Here is a 24,230-nt window from a genome sequence, read left to right as displayed (position 1 = left end):
GAAGGGAGGCCATTATATCGGGGCCACCCTCCCCCGCCCGTCGTTTACGCCCTAAACCAGACGGGAATAGAGGGACAACAACTGCGCGGCCATGTCCTCGGCGCTACAGGTTTCCGCCCGTTGCCGGGCCGCCTGGGTCGCGCTATCCGACGCCAGGGCCAGCAAATCCGCCAGGGCACGCCCTTGCTGCCCGCTGTCCAGGGCATCCGCCACCCGGCCGCAGGCGGCGTCCACCAGTTCCGTCGCCCCGCTACCCGGCGAGGTGAGCACCGACAGACCGCAAGCCAGGGCTTCCAGCACGGCGTTGGGAAAAGGATCGTACAGGGTGGGCAGGGCGAAAACGTCGGCGGCGCCGTAATAGGGCCGCACGTCGGTGCGGGCACCGAGAAAATGGCTACGCCCAGCCAGCCCCAGGGTAGCGGCCAACTGCCGGGCCTGGGCCAGCTTGCGGTCCTTGCCCACCACCAGCAGATGCACATCGGCCAGGCCAGCCACGGCGTGCAACAAGGGGAAAAGGCCCTTGCGCTCGAAACCGGAACCGACAAACAGCACCACCTTGGCCTGGGCGGGAATGCCCAGTTCGGCAAGGGTCCGTTCCCGATGCTCGGCGCGCAGACCCGGGTGGAAATACGCCAGGTCTACCCCGTTGTGGATCACGTGCAGCTTGTCCTCCGCCACGCCGAAGCGGCGGACGATGTCGTCCTTCACCATGCGCGAATTGCAGATCACCGCCCGCAGATCGGGGTGGCGGAACATGCGTGCTTCGGCCCGCAGCACATAGCGGTGCCAGGGGTGCCAGCGGGTGAACAGGGCCGCCAGAGGCGACTGGGTTCTTGCCCGCAATTCCAGCCACGTGGCATGCACCCCGTCGCCAGCGCGATAGATGTGGCAACCGGGAATCCGCTCGTGGCTCTGCACCAGGTCGAATTCCCCGCTCGCGACGATCTGCCGCACGGCCCGGGAAAATCCCGCGTCCCGCCACAATCGACCGAGGTGGAAGGGATTGCAGAGACGCACCTGCCGCCCCGCCTGCCGTTCCCCGCGCCACTGGCGGGTGATGATGGTGACATCCAGACCCCGCTCGACCAGGGCCGTCAAGGCCCGTTCGACAAAGCGCTCGGCACCGCCGAAGGGGGTGTATTTCTGACGAACGATGGCGAGCTTCATGGCCGCTGAGTGCTCTGAGTGCCCTGTGCGCTCACGCCGATCCCATCAACAGTTCGTGGCAAGCCACCACCACCCGCTCCACCGGCAGAGTGACTAGGCAATCACTGACCTTGCCGCCGCCGCAGCCATCGCGGCCACAGGGACGGCAGCTGTGATGGCTGGTGACGATGCGGTGGCGAGTCATCCAGGGCCCCCATTCCTTGTCGCCGGAGGGTCCGAACAGCACCACCACCGGGGTCTCCATGGCCGCGGCGATGTGCATGGGCGCCGAATCCACGCCGACGAACAGCTTGGCGCGCCGGGTCAGGGCCGCCAGTTCCTTGAGACTCAACTGGCCCGACAGATCCACCACCGGTACGTGCACGCGTCCCTTGATCTGTTCGATCATGGCCTGTTCGTTGGCTTCCGGCGCGCCAGTAAGCACGATGGGATGACCGCTGAAGTGCAGCTGGTCGATCAGGTCCGCCATGCGTTCCGGCGGCCAGCACTTGAACAGCCAACGGGAACCGGGGTGGATATGGATGAAGTTGCCCGCCGTCAGCTCATGACGGATCAGCAAGCCCTCTATCCGCTGCTCGGCCTCGGCGCCAGGCACCAGGGTCAGGCGACGTGCCTCGGGCGCGGGATGAATGCCGAGCCGACGCAGGCCGTCCAGGTTCTTTTCCACCGTGTGGCGCAGGGCATGGTTGGGGTAGCTGATGAAGTGGGTAAAGCTGTCGCGCCAGAAATTTCCCCGCTGCCGTAGGCGCGGCGCCACGCTCCAGCGGGGCCTCAGCAGGCGGGTCAACCAGGCGCCGCGACGGTGTTCGGTGAGGTGGATGATCAAGTCGTAGCGGCGCTCGCGCAGGGCGCCCAGCAGGGCCAACTCGGCTCGGGCCTGAGCCAGCAGACCCTGCTTTTTCCAACGCCGGTCAACTACGTGCAGCCGGGCCAGGTCGGGATGGCCCTCCAGCATGGGCGCGGTGTCGGCGTAGATCAAGGCGTCGATCTCGCACTGGGGGGCCTGGGCCTTGAGTACCGAGATCACCGGCGAAGTGAGCAGCACGTCGCCATGGTGGCGCAACTTGATCACCAGGGCGCGGCGCAGTCGATCCGGAGAAAAGGATTCAGTCATGGCCGGCATTTTGCCAGAGCCCATCGCCATCGCCGCCGAGCCGCTCCGGGTCCAGGGTCAGGGACAGCAGCTCGCCGTAGGCAAAGCGGCGACCCAACCAGGTTTCCACCGGTTCGTCGGCCGCCATGCCCGCCAGGATTTTCATCACGCCGCCGTGGGTCACCAGCAGCAGCGCCTCCGCTTCTCTTTGTTCCCGCAAAAAAGCCAGTACCCGCCCCCGCATTCGCGCCACCGATTCGCCGCCGGGAGGGGCGAAATCCAGGGGCTCCGCCGCCCAGTCATCCAGGGCGGCGCGGGGAATGGCCTCCCAAGCCCGCATCTCCCAGGCGCCGAAATCCATTTCCTGCAAGCGGGCGTCGAAACGGGGCCGGGGATGGAGCGCCTCGGCCAACACCCGGCAACGTTGCAGGGGACTGGCGTAACAGGCGACATGGGAAGGGACCCGCGCGCGCAGCTGCTGAACCAGAATGGCGAGGGCCGCAGCGGAACCCGCCGCCGGGTCCAGGGGCAGGTCGCTCCTACCGTAGCAAACCCCTTCCGCCACCTGGGGCCGGGGATGTCTTACCAGGTAAAGCTGCACAGCAGGCCCAGGTAGAACAGCAGTTCCGTTCCCTGTTGCACGGCGCCCAGGCAGTCCCCGGTATAGCCGCCGATGCGGCGGCGGAAATAGCGCAGCGCCAGCACCGTGGTGGCGGCCACCAACAACAGGGCGAAGGCCACGGAATAACGGGGCAGGAACAGGCAGGGCGCGAGACCGCAGACCGCCCCCCACGCCAAGCTGACCGGACCGGGGCGATGGGCTAGGGCGGCGGCCTTGGCCTCCCCTTCCCGGGCGTAGTCGAGGCGGGCCATCACTGCCAGAGCCGCCAGGCGCGACACCCCGTGGCCGGCCACCAGGGCAAAGGGCAGGGTGGACCAACCCTCGTCAAAGGCGCCGGCAAACAGCTCAAGCTCGTCGTCGATGGCCAGCAGGGCCTGGTACTTCCCCAACAGCAGCAACACCAAGCCAATGGCGCCATAACTGCCCAGGCGGGAATCCTTCATGATGGCGAGTACACGGTCCTTGTCCCAGCCGCCGCCGAAACCGTCGCAGGCGTCGGCGAAACCGTCCTCGTGCAGGGCGCCGGTAAGCCAGGCCGTGGCCGCCATGCCCAGCAGCACCGCCAGATTCAGCGGCAGCAACAGGGCGGCCAGTTCGGTGGCCGCGGCGCCGGCCAGACCCACCAGGACACCCACCAGCGGCAGATAGCGCACCGCCTGGTCAAGGCCGGCGGCGGAATGGCCCACCCAGGCGGGCACCGGCAATCGGGTGAAGAATCCGATGGCGCTGAGAAAAACCCGCAACTCCCCCACGACCATCGGCTCAGCGATCGTTCAGGATCTTCCCCAACAAACGCCGCACCACGCCGGGCTCGAAGGGCTTGTCGCAAATGCCGGACACGCCGGCCTCCTCCACCGCCGCCAGACGGCCGTTGTTGGTTTCGCTGGTCACCATCAACACCGGCACCGAACGTTGCCAGCTCTGGTTGCGGATGAAGTCCACCAATTCGCGGCCGTCCATCTCCGGCATGTTGTAGTCGGTCACCACCAAATCCACCATGGTTTCGCCCAGGATGGCGGCGGCCTGCCGGCCGTTCTCGGCCTCGACGAAATGCTCCACCCCCAGGTTCTCCAGCACCCGGCGCATGAATTTGCGGGCGTTGGGACTGTCGTCCACCAGCAGCACGCGCAGGGTCTCGGGTTCGAAGTCGCCCACGGCGGACTGGTCCTCGGTGAGGAACTCCACGGTGGACAACAGGGCCTTGCGCAATTGCTCGGGGGTAAAGGGCTTGGGCAGGATGCCGCAGACCCCGGACTGGCGCACCGGATCCAGGGCCTGGGGCCGGGTTTCACTGGAGACGAGGATGAAGGCCACGTTCTCCAGCTCCGGCTGGTCGCGCATGGTCTGGATCAGCTCGGTGCCGGACATGTCGGGCAGATACAGGGCGCTGATCACCACGTCGGGCTTGACCTCGGCCATGGCCGTCAGGGCCGCCTTGCCGCCGTCCACCGTGCGCAGACGCAGGATGCCCAACTCCTGGCAGGCATGGGCGATGACCCGGGCCTGCATGGCGGATGGCTCCGCCAACAACACGTCGAGATGCGCAAAGTGGCCGAACTGGCTCATAGGCTTAATCCTTGATCCGAAAGTGGAAAGGGCCACATTGTATCGGTGCCTGGGGCTAGGACAATGGAAAAAACCCGCCGATCAGGCGGATTTCTCGCTCACGCCGGCGGCTTCGAAGCTGGCCATGTCCCGCAAAAAGCCGCTGGCGGAGGCCAACAGAGGCCAGGCCAAGGCCGCGCCGGTCCCCTCACCCAGGCGTAAACCCAGTTGCAGCAAGGGTTTGGCGCCAAGGTGGTCGAGTTGCAGACGGTGGCCGGACTCGTCGGAACAATGGGAAAAGACGCAGTAGTCGCGCACCTCGGGAACCAGGGCGATGGCCGCCAACAGGGCGCTGGTGACGATGAAGCCGTCGATCAACAACACCATGCCGGCCTCCGCCCCGGCCAACATGGCGCCGGCCAACATGGCAATTTCAAAGCCGCCAAAGCGGGCAAGCACACTCAAAGCATGCTCGCCCACCTGGGCACAGGACCTCCGCCCCCTCCCGTCCTCTCCCTCACCGGGGAGGTGGCTGATTTGGGGCCGTTCCGGCCAGGCCAGCAAGGCCTGCTCCAACAGGGCGCGCTTGCGCACCACGCCGGCATCGTCAAGGCCGGTACCGCGCCCGACCACGGCGGACAGGGGCAGCGCCGTCAGGCAATGGGTCAGCAAGGACGCCGAGGCCGTGTTGCCGATGCCCATTTCACCGAAGCCGAGCACGTTGCAGCCTTGGGCGGCCAGGTCGCGGGCAATGGCGGCGCCCTTGGCCAGGGCGGCGTCGCACTGTTCGACCGTCATGGCGGCAGTTTCGAGATAGTTGGCCGTACCGTAGGCGATCTTGGCATCCACCAGGCCCTCGCGCCGGCCGAAATCGTGGGCCACGCCGGCATCGGCCACCACCAGGCCCAGGCCATGCTGGCGGGAGAAGGCATTGATGGCCGCGCCGCCGGCGAGAAAGTTTTCCACCATCTGCCAGGTCACGTCCTGGGGATAAGCGGACACGCCGGCCTTAGCCGCACCGTGGTCACCGGCGCAGACGAGGATGTGGGGCTTGGACAACTGGGGGCTCAGCGTGCCCTGGATCAGGCCCAGTTGCAGGGCCAGGGTTTCTAGTTGGCCGAGGGCGCCGAGGGGTTTGGTTTTTTGGTCGATCTTGCGTTGCAGGTCGACGCCGAGGCCGCGATCAACGGCCTTGATCTTGAAGGAATGCACCGATTCGTCTCCGGTTACAACCGTGGGGCGAGGCCGCGGGTCCAGGGCGGTCCACCGTCACGGCGGGTGGAGGAACAACGAAAGGTCGGTCTTCTGGCTCCCGGATCGTCCTTCGCCTGCGCCTTCCCGGGCAGGGCCCAGTGGCATCGTGCAAGCGTCGTCCCCGGTTACAGCGGCGGGCCCGCCACGGAATTTCACCGTGTTCCCATGAGGGTTTTCCCTTGCGGAACCCCCTCACCAATCGCGGCCGGGATTATAGCCAACCCCCTTATAATTCAGCCCCTTCCCCTCCCGCAGTGGCAGCACTCCCATGACCAAGAAAGTCTTCATCCGCACCTTCGGTTGCCAGATGAACGAATACGATTCCGACAAGATGGCCGACATCCTTGCCCAGGGCGAGGATGCGGTGAAGACCGACAACGTGGAAGAGGCGGACATCATCCTGTTCAACACCTGCTCGGTGCGGGAAAAGGCCCAGGAGAAGGTGTTCCACGACCTGGGGCGGGTCAAGCACTTGAAGCAGAAGAACCCCAACCTCGTCATCGGCGTGGGCGGTTGCGTGGCCAGCCAGGAAGGCGCGGCCATCGTGGAGCGGGCGCCCTATGTGGACGTGGTGTTCGGCCCCCAGACCCTGCACCGCCTGCCCCAGTTGATCGGCGCCCGGCGCGAGACGGGCAAGGCCCAGGTGGACGTGTCCTTCCCCGAGATCGAAAAATTCGACGCCCTGCCCAACGCCAAGGTGGAAGGCGCTACCGCCTTCGTTTCCATCATGGAAGGCTGCTCCAAGTTCTGCACCTTCTGCATCGTGCCCTACACCCGAGGCGAGGAAGTCTCCCGACCCATGGAAGACATCCTGGCGGAGATCGCCAACCTGAGCCAACAGGGCGTCAAGGAAGTGACCCTGCTGGGCCAGAACGTGAATGCCTATCGGGGCAAGCTGGGGGACGAGGAAGGCGCCGCCGACCTGGCCTTCCTGATCGAGACCATCGCCGAGATGCCCGGCATCGAGCGCATCCGCTACACCACCTCCCACCCTCGGGAGATGACCCAGCGCATCATCGACACCTTTGCCAAGGTGCCCAAGCTGGTGTCCCATTTGCACCTGCCCGTGCAGGCCGGTTCCGACCGGGTGCTGGCGGCCATGAAGCGGGGCTACACCACGCTGGAATACAAGTCGGTGATCCGCAAGCTGCGCGCGGCGCGGCCGGATTTGTCCCTCTCGTCGGACTTCATCGTCGGCTTCCCCGGCGAGACCGACGAGGACTTTGAAAAGACCATGAAGCTCATCGACGAGGTGGGCTTCGACACCAGCTTCTCCTTCATCTACAGCCCCCGTCCCGGCACCCCGGCGGCGGAGATGGCCGACGACACGCCTGCCGAAGTGAAGAGCGCTCGCCTCGCCCGCCTGCAAAAGCGCATCGAGGAACAGGCCATGGAAATTTCCAAGGCCATGGTGGGCACGGTGCAGCGGGTGCTGGTGACGGGTCGGGCGAAGAAGGACGAAACGGAATTGGCCGCCCGCACCGACAACAACCGGGTGGTGAACTTCCCCGCCGGCGCCGGCGGCGAGCGGCTGATCAACCAGTTCGTCCAGGTGCGCATCACCGAAGCCCTGCCCCACAGCCTGCGCGGCGAACTGGTGATCAAGGACTGAGCGGCTACAATCGGCCCCTTGCCCTTTCCACTTTCCCGTCCCAGCCCGCACCTTGAGCGACACCGCCAAACCCGTCCGCCACCCGCGCCCCATTGAGGTGGCCTTCCGCCCGGTGGACAACGCCCGGCTGGCCAACCTGTGTGGTCCCCTGGACGAAAACCTGCGCCAGATCGAAACCGCCTACGACGTGGCCATCGCCCGCCGTGGCGAAGTCTGCCGGGTCAGCGGCGACACGGCCAACGCCCGCCACGCCGCGGCGGCCCTGCGTCACTTTTACGACCTGTGCGAAGCGCCCCTATCCATCGACGCGGTGCAACTGGGCCTGGTGGAGCTGGCCAACAAGGCGCGCATGGAAACCCCGTCCGCCGGACTCGTCACCCGCAAGGGCGACCTCCACGGCCGCACCGCCCACCAGGTGGAATACCTGCGCAAGATCCAGGAACACGACATCACCTTCGGCATTGGCCCCGCCGGCACCGGCAAGACCTACCTGGCCGTGGCCTGCGCCGTGGACGCCTTCGAGCGCGACCAGGTGGAACGCATCGTCCTCACCCGCCCCGCCGTGGAAGCCGGCGAAAAGCTGGGCTTCCTCCCCGGCGACCTGAGCCAGAAGGTGGACCCCTATCTACGCCCCCTTTACGACGCCCTCTACGACCTGATGGGTTTCGACAAGGTGACCAAGCTGTTCGAAAAGGGCCACATCGAAATCGCCCCCCTCGCCTACATGCGGGGCCGCACCCTGAACCGTTCCTTCATCATCCTCGACGAGGCGCAGAACACCACGCCCGAGCAGATGAAGATGTTCCTCACCCGCATCGGCATCGGCGCCAAGGCGGTGATCACCGGCGACGCCACCCAGGTGGACCTGCCCCGGGGCCAGAAGTCCGGCCTGGTGGAAGCCCGCCGCATCCTGTCCGAGGTGCGCGGCCTCGCCTTCACCGACTTCGACGCCAGCGACGTGGTGCGCCACCCCCTGGTGGCCCGCATCGTCGCCGCCTACGAGCAACATGGCGAAAAATCCTGACACGGCGAAGGCAAGGGGCAAGGGGCTAGGGGCTAGGGTAAAACCGCCTGCAGTCACTGATCACGCCGCAACACAGACCCAACCGCGCCTCACCAAAATCACCTCCCGCCCCAAGGCGGCTAATCAATCGTCCCCTCCCCCGGGGAGGGGGGCGAGGGGAGGGTCGTCCAATTCCCTAAAGGGGAGCGCCAGCGCTCCCCCTTCCCTGAAAAGGGGGACCGGGGGTAGGCCTACTACCGCAGGCGTATTGCACCGCCTGTCGTTGGCAGTGCAATATGCCTGTAACGGAGATGACCTACCCTCCCGGCCTCGCCTTCGCCGTTGGGTGCAGGCCAGCCTGGAACGGCCCGCCGAGGTGACCATCCGTTTCGTGGGCGCCGAGGAAGGCCAGGCCTTGAACCGGGACTACCGGGGCAAGGACTACGCCACCAACGTGTTGTCCTTTGTCTACGAGACCGCACCGAAGGTGCTCGGCGACCTGGTGGTCTGCCTCCCCGTGGTGCTGCGGGAAGCCAAGGAACAGGGCAAGACGGTGGCCGACCATTTCGCCCACATGATCGTGCATGGCATACTCCACCTGCATGGTTACGACCACGAAACCGGAGCGGCGGACGCGGAGGCCATGGAAGCCAAGGAACGCACGATTCTTGCTCGATTGGGCATAGCCGACCCTTACCAATAACCAAGGACGGGACGATGCGTGATCGGTAATGACAGTCCAACCACTGCCCTTACCCATCGCCCATCAACCCTGACCAGAATGGACCCTTCCAGTAGTAAACCCAAGCTCAAGCTGATCGAACGCCTTTCCGCCCTGCTGCTCCACGAGCCGGAGGACCGGGAAGAACTGCTCAAACTGCTGCACGGCGCTTTCGAGCGCAACCTCCTGGACGCCGACGGCCTCTCCATGATGGAGGGCGTGCTGGCCGTGTCCGAGACGACCGTCCGCGACGTCATGGTGCCCCGCGCCCAGATGGACGTGATCGACATCAACGATTCCCCCGAGAAGATCGCCGAGTTTGTCGTGGAAGCGACGCACTCGCGCTTTCCCGCCATCGGCGAGAACAAGGACGATGTGGTCGGCATCCTGCTGGCCAAGGACCTGCTGCGCTACTTCGCCGGCAAGGAATTCGACCTGCGCGACACCCTGCGCCCCGCCATCTTCATTCCCGAATCCAAGCGCCTCAACGTGCTACTGCGGGAATTCCGCGCCAGCCGGAACCACATGGCCGTGGTGGTGGACGAATACGGCGGCGTCGCCGGCCTGGTCACCATCGAGGACGTGCTGGAACAGATCGTCGGTGACATCGAGGACGAGTACGACTTCGACGAAGCCGCCGGCAACATCGTCCTCGACAACCTGGGCCGCTACCGGGTCAAGGCCGTCACCGAGATCGACGACTTCAACGAGTCCTTCGGCACCTCCCTGGCCCACGACAACGTGGACACCATCGGCGGCCTCGTCATCCAGCACCTGGGCCGCCTGCCCAAGCGCAACGAAGTGGTGGAACTGGACGGCGTGCGCATCACCGTGCTGCGCGCCGACAGCCGTCGGGTGCATACGCTGTTGGTGGATCAGCAGCGGAATTTGGGCTTGGCGGAGCAAGAATAAATCAGCTTTTCAACGGCCCTTGCAAGCTATAACTCACTGATGTGCTGCCGGACAAAGAAGCGAGACTTGGCGAAAGGTTGGGACTTTAACCCCGGAAAACGAGCGCGTCATTCAATGCCTTCTCGACAGGGTTTATATCTTGATCGTTTCTGCTAGTTAGTGCCGTTGCCTCGCCAGAGGATGTCGTAAGGATTATTTTGTGTTCGAAAATCGGTTTAATAGAACGAAACCAAAAAATCCCAACAGCAATCAACCCAATTGACCAAAGAAACGAACTAGCACTGCTATTACCAGAGAGAGCAGCAAGAAGCCAGATTGCACCGACGACAATAAGAATTAACGGAAAAGTTTTGGGAGGAGTAATGTCTGTCGTTGTGACCTTGACTGAACTTACAGCGGCCATTGCATATGTTTGATTACCAACAATGAACCGGCTGTTCGTAACTTTGACGTTATTACTCTCAAAAAATACTGTTTCGTCCATCAAACTCTCCCTAATTTTCTAGTGCGAAGTAAGCGATATATTGAAGTCGGACTGAGGCGATGTAACTTACTGCACCACAAAGATACATCAAATTCACATAGCATCATTTTGTCAAACAACTCACTAGCAAATCCACAAAAAAGCCGGGCCACCCCTAAGGATGGCCCGGCTTTTTTACGTCACCCACTGGAATAGGTTCAGCTCTTCGGTGTCGCCTCGTCGCCGCCCCCCAGGGCCTTGTACAGCTGGGCGCTGGTGGCCAGCAACTGGCGCCGCACCTGGACGGCGGTCTGCTGGGCGGTGAAGCTGTCGCGCTGGGCGTCGAGCAGTTCCAGGTTGCTGGCGATGCCGGCCTTGTAACGGGCTTCGACCCGCTTCAGCCGTTCTTCCTGGCTGGCGCGGTTGGCGTCCTGGGCCCGCAGTTGTTCCACCAGGGTGTCCCGGGCGGCGAGCAGGTCGGCCACTTCCTTGAAGGCGGTCTGGATGGTCTTTTCATAGGTGGCCACGGCCACCACCTTGCGTGCCTCGGCCACGTCCAGGTTGCCACTGTTGCGGCCCCAGTCGAACAGGGGTTGGTGGATGCTGGGGGTGAAGCTCCAGGCCTCGGTGCCGCTCTTGAACAGACCGGACAACAGCGGGCTGGCGCTGCCGAAGGCGCCGGTGAGCACGATCTTGGGCAGGAAGGCGGCCCGCGCCGCGCCGATGTTGGCGTTGGCGGCGATCAGCTGCTGCTCGGCGCCACGCACGTCGGGCCGGCGCAGCAACACCTCGGCCGGCAGGTCCGCCGCCAGGTCGGCGCGGATGCCTTGCTCCGCCAGGGGCTTGGCCGCCGGCAGGTCCTTGGGCAGGGCGCTGCCCACCAAGACGGCGAGGGCGGTGCCGGCTTGCAGGCGCGAACGCTCGATGGCGGCCAGGTCGGCTTTGGCGGACTCCAGGGCGCCGTCGGCGGTGAGGAAATCCAGGTCGCTGGCGATGCCCACTTCCCGCCGCTGTGCGATCAGGTTGCGGCTTTCACTGCGGGCACGCACGGTATCCCGGGCCAGGGCGGCCCGCTCTTCCATTTCCTGCAAGGTCAGGTAGGCGTTGGCCACGTCGGCGATGAGGCCCAGGCGCACGGTGCGGCGGGCTTCCTCGGTGGCAAGGTAGCTGGCCTTGGCGGCCTCGCTCAGGTTGGCGACGCGACCCCAGAAATCCAGCTCGAAGGAAAGCAGGTTGAGGCTGCCGTCGTAGCGGTTCACCTGCACGTCCTTCGCCGCGCCGGTGATGGCGGCGGGGCTGCGCGAGGCGGTGCGGCCGACGGACAGATCGGCGTTGGGGAAGCGGTCGGCCCGCTGCACGCCGTAAAGGCCACGGGCTTCGTCCACCCGGGCGACGGCGATGCGCAGGTCGCGGTTGTTGGCCAGGGCCAGTTCGATCACCGCTTGCAGGCGGGGATCGGGGAACAGGTCGTGCCAATCCAGGTTGGCGACGGCCCGGGCGCCGGCGGGATTGACGCCCTCCGGCCACTGGTTGTCCACCGCCAGATTGGGGCGGGTGTAGTCAGGGGCCAGGCTGCACGCGCTGAGAACGGCGGCGGCCAGCACGCTGACGGTGAGCCCGGTCATGGAGTGCTTAGTCATGGTGGGTCTCCTGGGTAGTCGAGGTTGTCGGCGGGGTATCGGCATGGTGGCGGGGATGGCCGGGGAAGAAGCGACGGACGACGACGAAGAACACCGGCACGAGGAACACCGCCAGTACCGTGGCGCCGATCATGCCGCCGATGACGCCGGTACCGATGGCGTGACGGCTCTGGGCGCCGGCACCGCTGGAGATGGCCAGAGGCAGCACGCCGAGGATGAAGGCCAGGGAAGTCATCAGGATCGGACGGAAACGCAGGCGGCAGGCTTCCAGAGTGGCGTCGACGACGCTCATGCCACGCTCGTTCAGCTCCCGGGCGAACTCGATGATCAGGATGGCGTTCTTTGACGACAAGCCGATGATGGCGATCAGGCCCACCTTGAAGTACACGTCGTTGGGCAGGCCCCGCAGCAGCACGGCCAGCACGGCACCGAACACGCCCAAGGGCACCACCAACAGCACCGAGAAGGGGATGGACCAGCTTTCATACAGGGCGGCCAGGGCCAGGAAGACGACGATCAGGGACAGGGCGAACAAGCCCGGCGCCTGGTTGCCGGAAACCTTTTCCTCCAGGGAAGTGCTGGACCACTCGAAGCCGACGCCGGGCGGCAGCTTGGCGGCCATGGCTTCCATGGCATCCATGGCCTCGCCGGTACTGCGGCCGGGGGCCGGACTGCCGGAGATCTTGTAGGAGGGCAGGCCGTTGTAGCGGTCCACCTTGGGCGGGCCGATGATCCACTTGGGCTTGGCGATTTCCCCCAGCATCACCATCTCGCCACGGGTGTTGCGCACCGGCAGCTTGAGGATGTCCTCCGGCGTTCGACGCAGGTCGGCGTCGGCCTGCATCTGCACCCGCAGGATGCGGCCTTCGCGGACGAAGTCGTTGATGTAGCCCACGCCCAGGGTGGATTGCAGGGTGTCGTTGAGGCTGCCCAGGTCCACCGACAGGGCCCGGGCCTTGGCCCGGTCGATGTCCAACTGGATTTGCGGCGCCGGTTCCTGGCCCTCGGGCCGGACGCCCACCAACACAGGGTTCTGGCTGGCCATACCGAGCAGCATGTTGCGCGCATCGGTCAGCTTGTCGCGGCCGATACCCGCCCGGTCTTGCAGGCGGAAGTCGAAGCCGCCGATGGCCCCCAGTTCGGGAATGGGCGGCACGTTAACGGCCAGGGAGAAGGCCTGCTTGATGGAGAAGAGGAAGCCGTTCATGCGCATGATCAGGCTCTGCACCGAATGCTCCTTGGCCTTGCGCTCGTCCCAGTCCTTCAAGGTGGTGAACACCAGGGCGGCGTTCTGGCCGCGACCGAAGAAGGAGAAACCCAGCACGCCGATGACGTGGTCCACTTCCGGCTGTTGCAGGTAGTACTGCTCGATCCGGCTCAGCACTTCGGTGGTCCGCTCGCGGGTGGCCCCTGGCGGCAACTGGATCATGCTGATGAAGTAGCCCTGGTCCTCGTCCGGCAGGAAGCTGCCGGGCAGCTTGGTGAACAACCAGCCGGTGGCGACCAGCACGGCGGCATACACCACCAGCCAGCGACCGGGTCGGCCCAGCACGCGAGCGACGCCGTTGCGATAGCGCTCACTGGTGCGGGTGAACCAGCGATTGAACACGCCCAACACGCCGGTCTCTGGCAGAACGTGGCCCTTTTCCGCCGGCTTGAGCAGGGTTGCGCACATGGCCGGGGTCAGGGTCAGGGCCATCAGCGCCGAGAAGAACATGGTCAGCACCAGGGTGACCGAGAACTGGCGGTAGATGGCGCCCACGGAGCCGCCGAAGAAGGCCATGGGAACGAACACGGCACAGAGCACCAGGGTGATGCCGATGATGGCGCCGATGATCTGGTCCATGGCCTTGCGGGTAGCGTCCCGGGGCGACAGGCCTTCCTCGCTCATGATCCGCTCGACGTTTTCCACCACCACGATGGCGTCGTCCACCACGATGCCGATGGCCAGCACCATGGCGAACAGGGTCAGCACGTTCACCGAGTAGCCGAGCAGGTACAAACCGGTCAGGGCGCCCACCAGGGACACCGGCACCACCACGGCGGGAATCAGCGTGGCGCGCAGGTTGCCGAGGAACAGCCACATCACCAGGAACACCAGCACCATGGCCTCGAACAGGGTGTGCACCACTTCCGAGATGGAGATGTCCACGAACTTGGAGGTGTCGTAGGGCACTTCCCACTTGATGCCGGGGGGGAAGTACTTTTCCAGTTCGCCCATGCGGGCCTTGACCGCCTTTGCCACGTCCAGGGCGTTGCCGTCTGGGGCGACCCGCACCGCGATGGCGGCGGAGGGGCTGCCATCGGTACGGGCGAAGACGTCGTAGCTCTGGGCCCCCAGTTCCACCCGGGCGATGTCCTTGACCTTGACGGCGGAACCGTCGGGCTGGGTCTTCACCAGGATTTCGCCGAATTCCTCGGGAGTGGTCAGGCGGCTACGGGCAACGATGACGGCATTGAGCTCCTGCCCCGGCGCGGCCGGGTTTTGCCCCAGTTCGCCTGTGGCGAGCTGGATGTTCTGCGCCTTGACGGCGTTGGAAACGTCGCTCGGGGAGATGTTGTAGCTGTGGAGCTTAGCCGGGTTGAGCCAGATCCGCATCGAGTATTCGGTGCCGAACAGGTTGGCCTCGCCCACGCCCTTGACCCGACGGATCTGGTCCAGCACGCTGGCGGCGGCGTAGCTGCCCAGGGCGACGTTGTCCTTGCTCTTGTCGGGCGAACGCAGGATGACGAACATCAGGTAGTTGCGCTGGGGCTTGGTCACCGGCACGCCGAGGCGGCGTACATCGTCCGGCAGACGGGCCTCGACTCGCTTGTAGCGGTTTTGCGCTTCCACCGACGCCACGTCCACGTTGGTGCCGGCCTCGAAGGTGAGGGTCAGGGTACCCACCCCCAGTTCGGAGGAGGACTCCATGTAGAGCAGGTGCTCGATGCCGTTCATTTCCTGTTCGATCAGGGCGGTGACGGTCTGCTCGATCACCTCGGCACTTGCGCCGGGATAGGTGATGTTGAAGGCGATGGAAGGCTGCGCCACCTGCGGATACTGGGAAATGGGCAGCTTTTTCAAGGCCAGCGAACCGGCCAGGAGAATCACTAGGGCGATCACCCAGGCGAACACCGGGCGATCGATGAAGAATTTAGCCAGCATGGTTTAGCTCCCTTGCTTGGCGCCCTGGGGCGCGGCCGCATCCTTGTTCTGTTCGGCCTTGGGTGCTGCTGCCGGTGCCGCTGCGGCAGCCGGCGCGGCATTGGCCGTGGCTGCGGGGCCATTGGCGGCGGCAGCCGGATTCCACGGCACGGCCTTCACCACGGCCCCCGGCTTGGCTTTTTGCAGGCCGTTCACGATCACTTGGTCGCCTTCCTTCAGGCCGTCGTTCACGATCCAGTCGCTGCCGCTCATGCCGCCCACCTTGATGGGACGGGGCGCGACCTTGCCTTCACCATCCACCACCATCACGCTCTGACCTTGGGGACCGGACATCACGGCCCGTTGCGGCACCTTGATGGCTTTTTCGATATTGGCCTGGGGGAAGCGGATGCGAGCGAACATGCCGGGCAGCAATTCGCGCTTGGGATTGGGGAATTCGGCACGCAGGGTGACGGTGCCGGTGTTGGGGTCCACCGCCATGTCGGAGAACAGCAGCTTGCCGCTGAGGGGATAGAGGCTGCCATCCTCCAGCAACAGCTCGACCTTGGTTTCCTTGGTCTGTTGCAGCTTGCCGGCCATGATGGCCTTCTTCAGGCGCAGCAATTCGTCGCCGGACTGGGTGAAGTTGGCATAGATCGGGTCCAGTTGCTCAATCAGCGCCAGTTGCGTGGCTTCGCTCTTGCCAACCAGGGCACCCTCGGTCACTAGGGCCCGTCCGATGCGGCCGCTGATGGGGGCCGGCACCGAGGCGTTTTCATAGTCGAGTTCGGCCTTGGCCAATGTGGACTGGGCCTGCTTCAGCTTGGCAGCGGCCTGGTCGTATTCCTGTTGGCTCACGGCCTTGGTTTCCAGCAGGGGCTTGTAGCGATCAACGGTCAGCTTGGCGACTTCGACGTCGGCCCGAGCCGATTCCACGGTGGCCTTGTAGGTGCGGGGATCGATGGTGAACAGCGGGGTGCCCGCCTTGACGTCGCTGCCTTCGACGAACAGGCGCTTTTCCACCACGCCTTCCACCCGCGCCCGCACTTGGGCGCTGCGGATCGCCTGCAAGCGGCCCGGCAGGTCCTGGGTCAGGGTGGCGCTGGCGCTGGCGATGGTCACCACGTCCACTTCCGCCGGGGGCATGCCCGCGCCGGCGGGGGCGCCTTGGCCATCGCTCTTGCTACAGCCGTTGATGAAAAGGATCGAAACGGCCAGGGCTAGCGTCAGTTTTTTCATTTTCTTCTCCATGGGGGATCTTCCGTTCTATTCAAATCGGTAGGCGCGCAGGAAGCATTCGGTGATCTTGCGCGTCCGCACTGCGTTTTCTTCATCTGACAAAAGAGGGCCACCCGCGAGCCGTTGCGAACGGTCGGCGTGGATCAACATCGAGGTCAACATTTCCGCCGCGAACTTGGGATCGTCTCGCCGCAATTGTTGCCGGTCCATGGCCGCCGACAGATAGCTCGACAGGATTTCCACGATGCGGCACGTCACCCGGCCATGGATCGCCATGGCCATTTCCGGCACCCGCGCGCTTTCCATGTGGAAGGAGCGATAGATGGCGATGCCCTTGTCCGACAGAGCCCGATTGCGCATTTCCAGGCCGAAGCGGTAAAGGGTTTCCGCCAGACCATCGCGGCCGAGAAAGAGTTCCTCGGCCAGGGAGTCGGCCAGTCGCGTGCCTACCTCGCGGAACAACTCCTCCTTGTTACCGAAGTTGTTGTACAGGGTCTGCTTGGCGACGCCAGCCTTGGCGGCGATGTTGTCCACGCTGGCGCGATAGCCTTTTTCCAGGAAGGCCTCGGCGGCAGCCTCGATCAATCTCGCGCGGCAATTGCCGTGGACATGGGTTTCGTCGGGGGAGTAGGACATGAAGACTTGGTACAAAATGGACTGTACAGTCTAGTCTAGAGTTTCCCGGCGAACAACCGTAATTCCACTTAGGAAATAAAAAAGGCAGCCGAAGCTGCCTTTCCTATTGCAACAAAACGTAAACCGCTTAGTGGCCGGCCTTGCGCAAGCGCTGGATGGCGGCCAACTGGGCCACGGCTTCGGCCAATTCGGCCTGAGCGCGGGCGTAGTCCAGTTCGGAACCACGGTTCACCATGGCTTCCTCGGCCTTCTGCTTGGCTTCGGCGGCCTTGGCTTCGTCCAGGTCCTTACCGCGGATGGCGGTATCGGCCAGCACGGTCACCGTTTCCGGTTGCACTTCGAGCAGCCCGCCGGCGACGAAGATCAACTCCTCGGCTTCCTGCTGGGGCAGCTTGAGGCGCACGGCGCCGGGTTTGATGCGGGTCATCAGCGGCATGTGACTGGGCAGAATGCCCAGTTCGCCAGCCTCGCCGGGCAGGGCGACGAATTCCGCCAAGCCGGAGAAGATGGACTCTTCCGCGCTGACAACATCAACATGAATGGTCATAGCCATATCAGACTCCTAGTGTGGAGGTCGGGCCGGGCGCCGCCTTGCTGCTGGCGATGCCCGGCTGACGGCCGTCCTTATTGCAGCGTCTTGGCCTTTTCGACGGCTTCTTCGATGGCGCCAACCATGTAGAAGGCCTGTTCCGGCAGGTGGTCGTACTCGCCTTCCACAATGGCCTTGAAGCCCTTGATGGTGTCGGCCAGGGGCACGATCTTGCCGGGGGAGCCGGTGAACACTTCGGCCACGTTGAAGGGCTGGGACAGGAAGCGCTGAATCTTGCGGGCGCGGGTCACGGCCAGCTTGTCTTCGGGCGCCAGTTCGTCCATGCCCAGAATGGCGATGATGTCGCGCAGTTCCTTGTAGCGTTGCAGGGTGGCTTGCACCTTGCGGGCCACGCCGTAGTGCTCTTCACCCACCACCAGCGGGTCAAGCTGGCGGGAAGTGGAGTCCAGGGGATCCACGGCGGGGTAGATACCCAGCGCGGCGATGTCCCGGGACAGCACGACGGTGGCGTCCAAGTGGAGGAAGGTGGTGGCGGGGGAGGGGTCGGTCAAGTCATCGGCAGGCACGTACACTGCCTGGATGGAAGTGATGGAGCCCACCTTGGTGGAGGTGATCCGCTCTTGCAGACGGCCCATTTCTTCGGCCAGGGTGGGTTGGTAACCCACGGCGGAAGGCATACGACCCAGCAGGGCGGACACTTCGGTACCAGCCAGGGTGTAACGGTAGATGTTGTCCACGAACAGCAGGATGTCGCGGCCTTCGTCGCGGAACTTCTCGGCCATGGTCAGGCCGGTCAGCGCCACGCGCAGACGGTTGCCGGGGGGTTCGTTCATCTGACCGAACACCATGGCGACCTTGTCCAGCACCTTGGAGTCTTCCATTTCGTGATAGAAGTCGTTCCCTTCACGGGTACGCTCACCCACGCCGGCGAACACGGAGTAACCACCGTAGGACTTGGCGATGTTGTTGATGAGTTCCATCATGTTCACGGTCTTGCCCACGCCGGCGCCGCCGAACAGGCCGATCTTGCCGCCCTTGGCGAAGGGGCAGATCAGGTCGATCACCTTGATGCCGGTGGGCAGCAGTTCCACGGAGGGAGACAGCTCGTCGAACTTGGGCGCCTTGGCGTGAATGGGGCGACGCTCTTCGCAGGGAATGTCGCCGGCTTCGTCGATGGGACGGCCCAGCACATCCATAATGCGGCCGAGGGTGCCGGTACCGACGGGCACCTTGATGGCGGCGCCGGTGTTCTTCACGTTCATGCCGCGGCGCAGGCCGTCGGAGGAACCGAGGGCGATGGTACGCACCACGCCGTCACCGAGCTGTTGTTGAACTTCAAAGGTCAGGCCGGCTTCGGCGTTGCCAGGGTTGGCTTCGTCGAGAACCAGGGCGTCATAGACCTTGGGCATGGCTTCGCGGGGGAACTTGATGTCCACCACGGCGCCGATGCACTGGACGATGTTTCCGTTGCTCATGGTTATATCCTCAATGCTTAGTAATCCGTTAACCCGCTATCAGCCCGCAATGGCCGCCGCGCCGCCGACGATTTCCGAGATTTCCTTGGTAATCGCCGCTTGCCGTGCCTTGTTGTAGACCAGTTGCAGTTCCTTGATGACGTTGCCGGCGTTGTCGGTGGCCGCCTTCATGGCCACCATCCGGGCGCTCTGTTCGGAGGCCATGTTCTCGGCCACCGCCTGATAGATCAGGGCTTCCACATAGCGCACCAGCAGTTCGTCAATCACCACCTGGGCGTCGGGTTCGTACAGGTAATCCCAGGAACCGCTGGGCTTGCCCAAACGCTCGCCCGTCAGGGGTAGCAACTGCTCCACCACGGGCTCCTGCTTCATGGTGTTGATGAAGCGGGTGTAGGCCACATAGACGGCATCCAGCTCGCCGGCCTGGAAGCTGTCGATCATGACCTTGATGGGCCCGATCAATTTTTCCAGGTGGGGAGTGTCCCCCAGTTGGGTCGCATGGGAAACAATCTTGGTGCCCATGCGTTGCATGAAGCCAAAACCCTTGTTGCCGATGCAGGTGGCGCTGATGGAGCTGGCGCCGTCCTTTTCCCACTGGCGCATGCTGTTGACCACCAGGCGCAGGATGTTGGTGTTGAGACCGCCGCAAAGACCCTTGTCCGTCGTCACCAGGATCAGGCCGATGCGCTTAGGCGCCTCGGCCTCGCCGCCCTTGCCGAGGAAAGGATGGCGGTAGTCGGTGATGTTGGCCTGGGACAGGTTGGCCGCCAGCTTGCGGATCTTCTCGCTGAAGGGGCGGGCCGACCGCATCCGGTCCTGCGCTTTGCGCATTTTGGATGCGGCCACCATTTCCATGGCCTTGGTGATCTTGCGGGTGTTCTGGACGCTCTTGATCTTGGTGCGGATTTCCTTTCCGACGGCCATGATCGTTCTCCTTAATTCAGGTTAATTAAGGATCAGGCCCAGGACTTCTTGAACTCGGTCACCGCCGCCTTGAGGGCAGCTTCGGTGTCCTTGCTCAGATCCTTGGTGGTCTCGATCGTGTTCAGAATGTCGGCGTGCTTCTGCTTCATGTACTGATGCAGGGCGCTTTCGAAAGCCAGGATCTTAGGCACATCCACGTCGTCCATGAAACCTTCGTTGGAGGCGTAGAGGGAAACGGCCATGTCGGCAACGTTCAGGGGAGCGTACTGGAGCTGTTTCATCAGCTCGGTCACGCGACGACCCCGTTCCAGCTGCTTGCGGGTGGCTTCGTCCAGGTCGGAAGCGAACTGCGCGAAGGCAGCCAGTTCACGATACTGGGCCAGGGCCAGACGCACACCGCCGCCGAGCTTCTTGATGACCTTGGTCTGAGCGGCACCACCCACGCGGGACACCGAGATACCGGCGTTCATGGCGGGACGGATACCGGCGTTGAACAGGTCGCTTTCCAGGAAGATCTGACCGTCGGTAATGGAGATCACGTTGGTCGGCACGAAGGCGGACACGTCACCGGCCTGGGTTTCGATCACGGGCAGAGCGGTCAGAGAACCGGTCTTACCCTTGACTTCGCCGTTGGTGCACTTTTCCACCCATTCGGCGGACACGCGAGCAGCACGTTCCAGCAGACGGGAGTGGATGTAGAACACGTCACCGGGATAGGCTTCACGGCCGGGAGGACGACGCAGCAGCAGGGAGATCTGACGGTAGGCCCAAGCTTGCTTGGTCAAATCGTCATAAACGATCAGGGCGTCTTCACCGCGGTCGCGGAAGTATTCGCCCATGGTGCAGCCGGCGTAGGGAGCGATGAACTGCATCGCGGCGGAGTCGGAGGCAGAGGCGGCGACAACGATGGTGTATTCCAGGGCGCCGTGCTCTTCCAGCTTGCGCACCACGTTGGCGATGGTGGAAGCCTTCTGACCGATAGCGACGTAGATACACTTAACGCCTTGGCCCTTCTGGTTGATGATGGTGTCGACGGCAACGGCAGTCTTGCCGGTCTGACGGTCACCAATGATCAGTTCGCGCTGACCACGGCCCACGGGCACCATGGCGTCGATGGCCTTCAGACCGGATTGCACGGGCTGATCCACGGACTTACGCCAGATCACGCCGGGCGCAACCTTCTCGACCTTGTCGGTGATCTTGTTGTTCAGGGGGCCCTTGCCGTCGATGGGTTCACCCAGGGCATTGACCACACGACCCAGCAGTTCGGGACCGACGGGCACTTCCAGGATGCGGCCCGTACACTTGACGGTATCGCCTTCGGAAATGTGTTCGTATTCGCCGAGCACCACGGCACCCACGGAATCGCGCTCGAGGTTCAGAGCCAGACCAAAGGTATTGCCGGGGAACTCCAGCATTTCGCCCTGCATCACGTCGGCCAGGCCATGCACGCGGACGATACCGTCCGTCACCGACACCACGGTACCCTCGTTGCGGGTGGTGGCGGAGAGTTGCAGGTTCTGGATCCGGCTCTTGATCAGGTCGCTGATTTCAGACGGATTGAGGTTACTCATGGAATTGCTCCTAATTCTTTAGCGCGGTGGCCATGGCAGCAAGCTTGCCGCGGACGGAGGCATCGATCACTTCGTCGCCGATGGCGATGCGCACACCGCCGATCAGTTCGGGCACGACCGTCACGGTCGCGTTGATCTTGCACTGGAACTTGCGTTCGAGATCGGCCACCAGATTCTTCACAGCGGCGTCATCCATGGCGAAGGCGGATTCCACTTGGGCATCGCGCACTCCTTCATGGGCGTTCTTCAGCTCGTTGAAGAGCTGAGCGATCTCGGGCAGGACGGTAAGGCGGTCGTTATCCACCAGGACGCGAACGAAATTCTGCTGTTCCGCGCCGAGGTCTTTGCCGGCCACGCCGACGAACAACTGAGCCAGTTGTTCCGGTTGCAGCTTGGGATTGGCGACGCATTCCTGCATCTCGGCTGTTCCCGCCACGGCGGCCATGCTGCCCAGGGCACTGGACCAGGCGGCCAGGGAGGAAGCCTTGGCCAGCTGGAAGGCGGCCTCGGCGTAGGGACGCGCTAGGGTGACGTTCTCGGCCATGGCGAATTAAAGCTCCGACTTGAGTTGGGCCAGCAGATCGGCGTGGGCCTGTGCATTGATTTCCTTGCGGAGAATCTTTTCTGCACCGGCGACGGCCAACTGAGCCACATGCTCGCGCAGGCTTTCCTTGGCGCGCTGCGACGCGGCGGCGGCTTCGGTTTCGGCGGCTTCACGGGCGGCAGACACGATGCGGGCGGCTTCGGCGCGAGCCTCTTCCACCAGCTTGGCGGCCTGCTTCTCGGCGCCACTGCGCAGTTCGGCACCGGATTCCCGCGCCTTGCGCAGTTCCTCGGCCACCTTCTTTTCTGCGAGGGCCAAATCGGTCTTGGCCTTGTCAGCGGCCGCGAGCCCGTCAGCGATCTTCTTTGCCCGCTCGTCGAGTGCCTTCACGATGGGGGGCCACACGAACTTCATGGTGACCCAAGCCAGCACGAAGAACACAATCAGCTGGGCAAACAGCGTTGCGTTCAGATTCACGGTATTCGCTCCTTAAAAGCGTTTAAGGGAGACGATTACTTCAGGATGAACGGGTTGGCGAAGGCGAACATCATCGCGATACCGACACCGATCAGGAAGGCGGCATCGATCAGACCGGCCAGCAGGAACATCTTGGTTTGCAGGGCGTTCATCAGCTCAGGTTGACGAGCGGAGGCTTCCAGGTACTTGGAGCCCATGATGCCAATACCGATACAGGCACCGATAGCACCAAGACCGATGATCAGGCCAGCGGCCAGAGCAACGAAACCGAGAACGTGTTCCATGACAACTCCTTTTGAATAAAAGTAAAAACTACAAGGTTGAAAACAAAGACTGCGAAAACGTTGTTGCTGCGTATTGCTTAGTGACCTTCGTGGGCCTGGCCGATGTACACCAGCGCCAGCATCATGAAGATGAAGGCTTGCAGCACAACGATCAGGATGTGGAAGATGGCCCAGATGGAACCCGCCAGAATATGGCCGAACATCAACAGAGGACCGGTCGCACCGGAACCGCCCCAAGCCGCGCCCATCAGGGCGATCAGCATGAACACCAGTTCGCCGGCGTACATGTTGCCGAACAACCGCATGCCGTGGGAAATGGTCTTGGCGGCGAATTCGATCAGCTGCATGGCGAAGTTCACCGGATACAGCACGGGATGGCTGCCGAAGGGGGCGGTGAACAACTCATGCACCCAGCCGCCGAAACCCTTGATCTTGACGTTGTAGTAGAGGCACAGCAGCAGCACGCCGAGGGACATGCCCAGGGTGGCGTTCAAGTCGGCCGTGGGCACGACGCGCATGTAGGCGTGGTGATTACCGGTAGCTGCCTGGAAGAGGTTGGGCAACAGGTCCAGGGGCAGGAAGTCCATGGCGTTCATCAGGAACACCCAGACGAAGATGGTCAGGGCCAGGGGTGCCACGTACTTGCGGGACTCTTCCTCGTGAATGATGCCCTTGGCTTGGCCGGCCACCATTTCCACCAGCACCTCGATGGCGCCCTGGAAGCGGCCGGGCACGTCGGAACTGGCCTTGCGCGCGGCAAGCCAGAGAATGAGGATGGTCAGCAAACCGAGGGTAACGGAGTAGAACAGGGTATCCAGGTTCACCACCGAAAAATCGATGATGCTGGACTGGGCATGGCCCGAGCCGTTGTTGTGGGTGAGGTGGTGAACGATGTATTCGCCCGCCGTGGGGCCATGTTCTGCGGCCTCGTGGGCCACTTGGGTGCCAGCTTCTTCGATAGACATGGTCAGGTCTTCAATAAGAATGCAAAAAGATTCGCTTTGAGCGCCGCGAAGAGCCCGACGAGCAGGGCCAGCCAATGCACGTCGTAAAACTTTTGCGCAACGATCAGAATTCCAATCGTGGCGGCCACCTTGAAGAACTCACCGGCAAAGAAGGTGACCGCACTGGCACGGCCGCTAGCGGCCGCAATTTTCAGGCGCAGGACGAAAAGCAGGTTCGGAATCAGGTAAGAGGCTCCACCGATCAGAGCGGAGATCGCGCCTTGCGCGCCAATCCATCCTCCGGCCACTGCCGCCACCACCATCAGCACACCCAGTTGCAGACCAATTGACTTCAGCATCGCTTGCCCGCTGCGTGCACCAATACGGTGATTGCCCAGCACCAAAAGCCCGCGAATATATAGCC

Annotated in this window: 24 protein-coding genes and 1 riboswitch; of the genes, 4 read left to right on the top strand and 20 right to left on the bottom strand. The window is 63.6% G+C overall.

Going from position 1 to position 24,230, the window contains the following annotated elements; genetic code table 11:
- Positions 1–51: 51 nt before the first annotated feature.
- The 6 genes from ACYQ2U_RS06200 to ACYQ2U_RS06175 all read right to left on the bottom strand — a co-directional run bounded on the left by ACYQ2U_RS06200 (position 52) and on the right by ACYQ2U_RS06175 (position 5,639).
- On the bottom strand, positions 52–1,167 hold the full coding sequence (locus ACYQ2U_RS06200) for a glycosyltransferase family 4 protein (protein ID WP_459949485.1): 1,116 nt from the start codon (positions 1,165–1,167) through the stop codon (positions 52–54).
- Positions 1,168–1,198: 31 nt separating this feature from the next.
- Positions 1,199–2,281 (bottom strand): putative lipopolysaccharide heptosyltransferase III, encoded by a 1,083-nt coding sequence (gene rfaQ / locus ACYQ2U_RS06195; protein ID WP_459949484.1) that lies wholly within the window; start codon positions 2,279–2,281, stop codon positions 1,199–1,201.
- Positions 2,274–2,861, bottom strand: coding sequence for a histidine phosphatase family protein (locus tag ACYQ2U_RS06190; protein ID WP_459949483.1), 588 nt, complete (start codon positions 2,859–2,861; stop codon positions 2,274–2,276). The genes rfaQ and ACYQ2U_RS06190 overlap by 8 nt, the downstream gene beginning before the upstream one ends.
- On the bottom strand, positions 2,843–3,640 hold the full coding sequence (locus tag ACYQ2U_RS06185; RefSeq protein ID WP_459949482.1) for an adenosylcobinamide-GDP ribazoletransferase: 798 nt from the start codon (positions 3,638–3,640) through the stop codon (positions 2,843–2,845). Before ACYQ2U_RS06185 ends, ACYQ2U_RS06190 begins: the two co-directional genes overlap by 19 nt.
- A 4-nt stretch (positions 3,641–3,644) precedes the next feature.
- Positions 3,645–4,448 carry a response regulator gene (locus tag ACYQ2U_RS06180; protein ID WP_459949481.1) on the bottom strand — a complete coding sequence of 268 codons (804 nt, stop codon included), beginning with the start codon at positions 4,446–4,448 and terminating at the stop codon, positions 3,645–3,647.
- 81 nt (positions 4,449–4,529) lie between these two features.
- Entirely contained in the window at positions 4,530–5,639 is a 1,110-nt protein-coding gene (locus tag ACYQ2U_RS06175) for a nicotinate-nucleotide--dimethylbenzimidazole phosphoribosyltransferase (RefSeq protein WP_459949480.1), read from the bottom strand.
- 66 nt (positions 5,640–5,705) lie between these two features.
- A riboswitch (cobalamin riboswitch) is annotated at positions 5,706–5,896 on the bottom strand.
- Between the two features lie 53 nt (positions 5,897–5,949).
- Between ACYQ2U_RS06175 and miaB the strand changes: the two genes are divergently transcribed.
- The 4 genes from miaB to ACYQ2U_RS06155 all read left to right on the top strand — a co-directional run bounded on the left by miaB (position 5,950) and on the right by ACYQ2U_RS06155 (position 9,929).
- Positions 5,950–7,293 (top strand): tRNA (N6-isopentenyl adenosine(37)-C2)-methylthiotransferase MiaB, encoded by a 1,344-nt coding sequence (gene miaB, locus ACYQ2U_RS06170; protein ID WP_459949479.1) that lies wholly within the window; start codon positions 5,950–5,952, stop codon positions 7,291–7,293.
- 52 nt (positions 7,294–7,345) lie between these two features.
- On the top strand, positions 7,346–8,317 hold the full coding sequence (locus ACYQ2U_RS06165) for a PhoH family protein (RefSeq protein ID WP_459949478.1): 972 nt from the start codon (positions 7,346–7,348) through the stop codon (positions 8,315–8,317).
- Positions 8,318–8,564: 247 nt separating this feature from the next.
- A complete protein-coding gene (gene ybeY / locus ACYQ2U_RS06160; RefSeq protein WP_459949477.1) occupies positions 8,565–8,999 on the top strand; it encodes an rRNA maturation RNase YbeY in 435 nt (144 codons plus the stop codon).
- A 78-nt stretch (positions 9,000–9,077) separates the two neighbouring features.
- Positions 9,078–9,929: an HlyC/CorC family transporter gene (locus ACYQ2U_RS06155; RefSeq protein ID WP_459949476.1), complete on the top strand. Its 852-nt coding sequence runs from the start codon at positions 9,078–9,080 to the stop codon at positions 9,927–9,929.
- A gap of 85 nt (positions 9,930–10,014) precedes the next feature.
- Here the strand turns inward: ACYQ2U_RS06155 and ACYQ2U_RS06150 are convergent, their stop codons facing one another.
- The 14 genes from ACYQ2U_RS06150 to ACYQ2U_RS06085 all read right to left on the bottom strand — a co-directional run bounded on the left by ACYQ2U_RS06150 (position 10,015) and on the right by ACYQ2U_RS06085 (position 24,165).
- Complete coding sequence (locus ACYQ2U_RS06150) at positions 10,015–10,413, bottom strand: DUF6232 family protein (RefSeq protein ID WP_459949475.1); 399 nt, start codon at positions 10,411–10,413, stop codon at positions 10,015–10,017.
- A 197-nt stretch (positions 10,414–10,610) separates the two neighbouring features.
- Positions 10,611–12,032, bottom strand: coding sequence for an efflux transporter outer membrane subunit (locus ACYQ2U_RS06145; protein WP_459949474.1), 1,422 nt, complete (start codon positions 12,030–12,032; stop codon positions 10,611–10,613).
- Positions 12,025–15,180, bottom strand: coding sequence for an efflux RND transporter permease subunit (locus tag ACYQ2U_RS06140; protein WP_459949473.1), 3,156 nt, complete (start codon positions 15,178–15,180; stop codon positions 12,025–12,027). The genes ACYQ2U_RS06145 and ACYQ2U_RS06140 overlap by 8 nt, the downstream gene beginning before the upstream one ends.
- A 3-nt stretch (positions 15,181–15,183) precedes the next feature.
- A complete protein-coding gene (locus ACYQ2U_RS06135; protein ID WP_459949472.1) occupies positions 15,184–16,398 on the bottom strand; it encodes an efflux RND transporter periplasmic adaptor subunit in 1,215 nt (404 codons plus the stop codon).
- Between the two features lie 27 nt (positions 16,399–16,425).
- The gene (locus ACYQ2U_RS06130; RefSeq protein ID WP_459949471.1) at positions 16,426–17,034 is read right to left on the bottom strand and encodes a TetR/AcrR family transcriptional regulator; all 609 of its coding nucleotides are present in this window, start codon (positions 17,032–17,034) and stop codon (positions 16,426–16,428) included.
- 127 nt (positions 17,035–17,161) lie between these two features.
- On the bottom strand, positions 17,162–17,587 hold the full coding sequence (locus tag ACYQ2U_RS06125; RefSeq protein WP_459949470.1) for a F0F1 ATP synthase subunit epsilon: 426 nt from the start codon (positions 17,585–17,587) through the stop codon (positions 17,162–17,164).
- Between the two features lie 71 nt (positions 17,588–17,658).
- On the bottom strand, positions 17,659–19,059 hold the full coding sequence (atpD, locus tag ACYQ2U_RS06120; protein WP_459949469.1) for a F0F1 ATP synthase subunit beta: 1,401 nt from the start codon (positions 19,057–19,059) through the stop codon (positions 17,659–17,661).
- Between the two features lie 39 nt (positions 19,060–19,098).
- Complete coding sequence (atpG, locus tag ACYQ2U_RS06115; RefSeq protein ID WP_459949468.1) at positions 19,099–19,983, bottom strand: F0F1 ATP synthase subunit gamma; 885 nt, start codon at positions 19,981–19,983, stop codon at positions 19,099–19,101.
- A 32-nt stretch (positions 19,984–20,015) separates the two neighbouring features.
- On the bottom strand, positions 20,016–21,557 hold the full coding sequence (gene atpA, locus ACYQ2U_RS06110) for a F0F1 ATP synthase subunit alpha (protein WP_459949467.1): 1,542 nt from the start codon (positions 21,555–21,557) through the stop codon (positions 20,016–20,018).
- Between the two features lie 10 nt (positions 21,558–21,567).
- Complete coding sequence (locus tag ACYQ2U_RS06105; protein ID WP_459949466.1) at positions 21,568–22,101, bottom strand: F0F1 ATP synthase subunit delta; 534 nt, start codon at positions 22,099–22,101, stop codon at positions 21,568–21,570.
- A gap of 6 nt (positions 22,102–22,107) precedes the next feature.
- Positions 22,108–22,578, bottom strand: coding sequence for a F0F1 ATP synthase subunit B (locus ACYQ2U_RS06100; protein ID WP_459949465.1), 471 nt, complete (start codon positions 22,576–22,578; stop codon positions 22,108–22,110).
- 35 nt (positions 22,579–22,613) lie between these two features.
- The gene (gene atpE, locus ACYQ2U_RS06095) at positions 22,614–22,862 is read right to left on the bottom strand and encodes a F0F1 ATP synthase subunit C (protein WP_145770385.1); all 249 of its coding nucleotides are present in this window, start codon (positions 22,860–22,862) and stop codon (positions 22,614–22,616) included.
- Positions 22,863–22,939: 77 nt separating this feature from the next.
- On the bottom strand, positions 22,940–23,827 hold the full coding sequence (gene atpB, locus ACYQ2U_RS06090) for a F0F1 ATP synthase subunit A (RefSeq protein WP_459949464.1): 888 nt from the start codon (positions 23,825–23,827) through the stop codon (positions 22,940–22,942).
- Between the two features lie 2 nt (positions 23,828–23,829).
- Positions 23,830–24,165: an ATP synthase subunit I gene (locus ACYQ2U_RS06085; RefSeq protein WP_459949463.1), complete on the bottom strand. Its 336-nt coding sequence runs from the start codon at positions 24,163–24,165 to the stop codon at positions 23,830–23,832.
- Positions 24,166–24,230: the final 65 nt, after the last annotated feature.

This window comes from Denitratisoma sp. agr-D3, from assembly GCF_054658675.1.
Note: the sequence above shows the minus strand (reverse complement) of the source record. Positions and strands in the feature narration are given on the sequence as shown.

What these genes read in the sequence shown, in the direction of transcription:
- atpE (WP_145770385.1), bottom strand. Translation starts at nt 22,862, where the DNA reads ATGGAACACGTTCTCGGTTTCGTTGCTCTGGCCGCTGGCCTGATCATC.
- atpD (WP_459949469.1), bottom strand. Translation starts at nt 19,059, where the DNA reads ATGAGCAACGGAAACATCGTCCAGTGCATCGGCGCCGTGGTGGACATC.
- ACYQ2U_RS06105 (WP_459949466.1), bottom strand. Translation starts at nt 22,101, where the DNA reads ATGGCCGAGAACGTCACCCTAGCGCGTCCCTACGCCGAGGCCGCCTTC.
- rfaQ (WP_459949484.1), bottom strand. Translation starts at nt 2,281, where the DNA reads ATGACTGAATCCTTTTCTCCGGATCGACTGCGCCGCGCCCTGGTGATC.
- atpG (WP_459949468.1), bottom strand. Translation starts at nt 19,983, where the DNA reads ATGGCCGTCGGAAAGGAAATCCGCACCAAGATCAAGAGCGTCCAGAAC.
- ACYQ2U_RS06140 (WP_459949473.1), bottom strand. Translation starts at nt 15,180, where the DNA reads ATGCTGGCTAAATTCTTCATCGATCGCCCGGTGTTCGCCTGGGTGATC.
- ACYQ2U_RS06185 (WP_459949482.1), bottom strand. Translation starts at nt 3,640, where the DNA reads ATGGTCGTGGGGGAGTTGCGGGTTTTTCTCAGCGCCATCGGATTCTTC.
- ACYQ2U_RS06155 (WP_459949476.1), top strand. Translation starts at nt 9,078, where the DNA reads ATGGACCCTTCCAGTAGTAAACCCAAGCTCAAGCTGATCGAACGCCTT.
- ACYQ2U_RS06085 (WP_459949463.1), bottom strand. Translation starts at nt 24,165, where the DNA reads ATGCTGAAGTCAATTGGTCTGCAACTGGGTGTGCTGATGGTGGTGGCG.
- ACYQ2U_RS06200 (WP_459949485.1), bottom strand. Translation starts at nt 1,167, where the DNA reads ATGAAGCTCGCCATCGTTCGTCAGAAATACACCCCCTTCGGCGGTGCC.
- ACYQ2U_RS06150 (WP_459949475.1), bottom strand. Translation starts at nt 10,413, where the DNA reads ATGGACGAAACAGTATTTTTTGAGAGTAATAACGTCAAAGTTACGAAC.
- atpA (WP_459949467.1), bottom strand. Translation starts at nt 21,557, where the DNA reads ATGAGTAACCTCAATCCGTCTGAAATCAGCGACCTGATCAAGAGCCGG.
- miaB (WP_459949479.1), top strand. Translation starts at nt 5,950, where the DNA reads ATGACCAAGAAAGTCTTCATCCGCACCTTCGGTTGCCAGATGAACGAA.
- ACYQ2U_RS06135 (WP_459949472.1), bottom strand. Translation starts at nt 16,398, where the DNA reads ATGAAAAAACTGACGCTAGCCCTGGCCGTTTCGATCCTTTTCATCAAC.
- atpB (WP_459949464.1), bottom strand. Translation starts at nt 23,827, where the DNA reads ATGTCTATCGAAGAAGCTGGCACCCAAGTGGCCCACGAGGCCGCAGAA.
- ACYQ2U_RS06130 (WP_459949471.1), bottom strand. Translation starts at nt 17,034, where the DNA reads ATGTCCTACTCCCCCGACGAAACCCATGTCCACGGCAATTGCCGCGCG.
- ACYQ2U_RS06180 (WP_459949481.1), bottom strand. Translation starts at nt 4,448, where the DNA reads ATGAGCCAGTTCGGCCACTTTGCGCATCTCGACGTGTTGTTGGCGGAG.
- ACYQ2U_RS06125 (WP_459949470.1), bottom strand. Translation starts at nt 17,587, where the DNA reads ATGGCTATGACCATTCATGTTGATGTTGTCAGCGCGGAAGAGTCCATC.
- ACYQ2U_RS06145 (WP_459949474.1), bottom strand. Translation starts at nt 12,032, where the DNA reads ATGACTAAGCACTCCATGACCGGGCTCACCGTCAGCGTGCTGGCCGCC.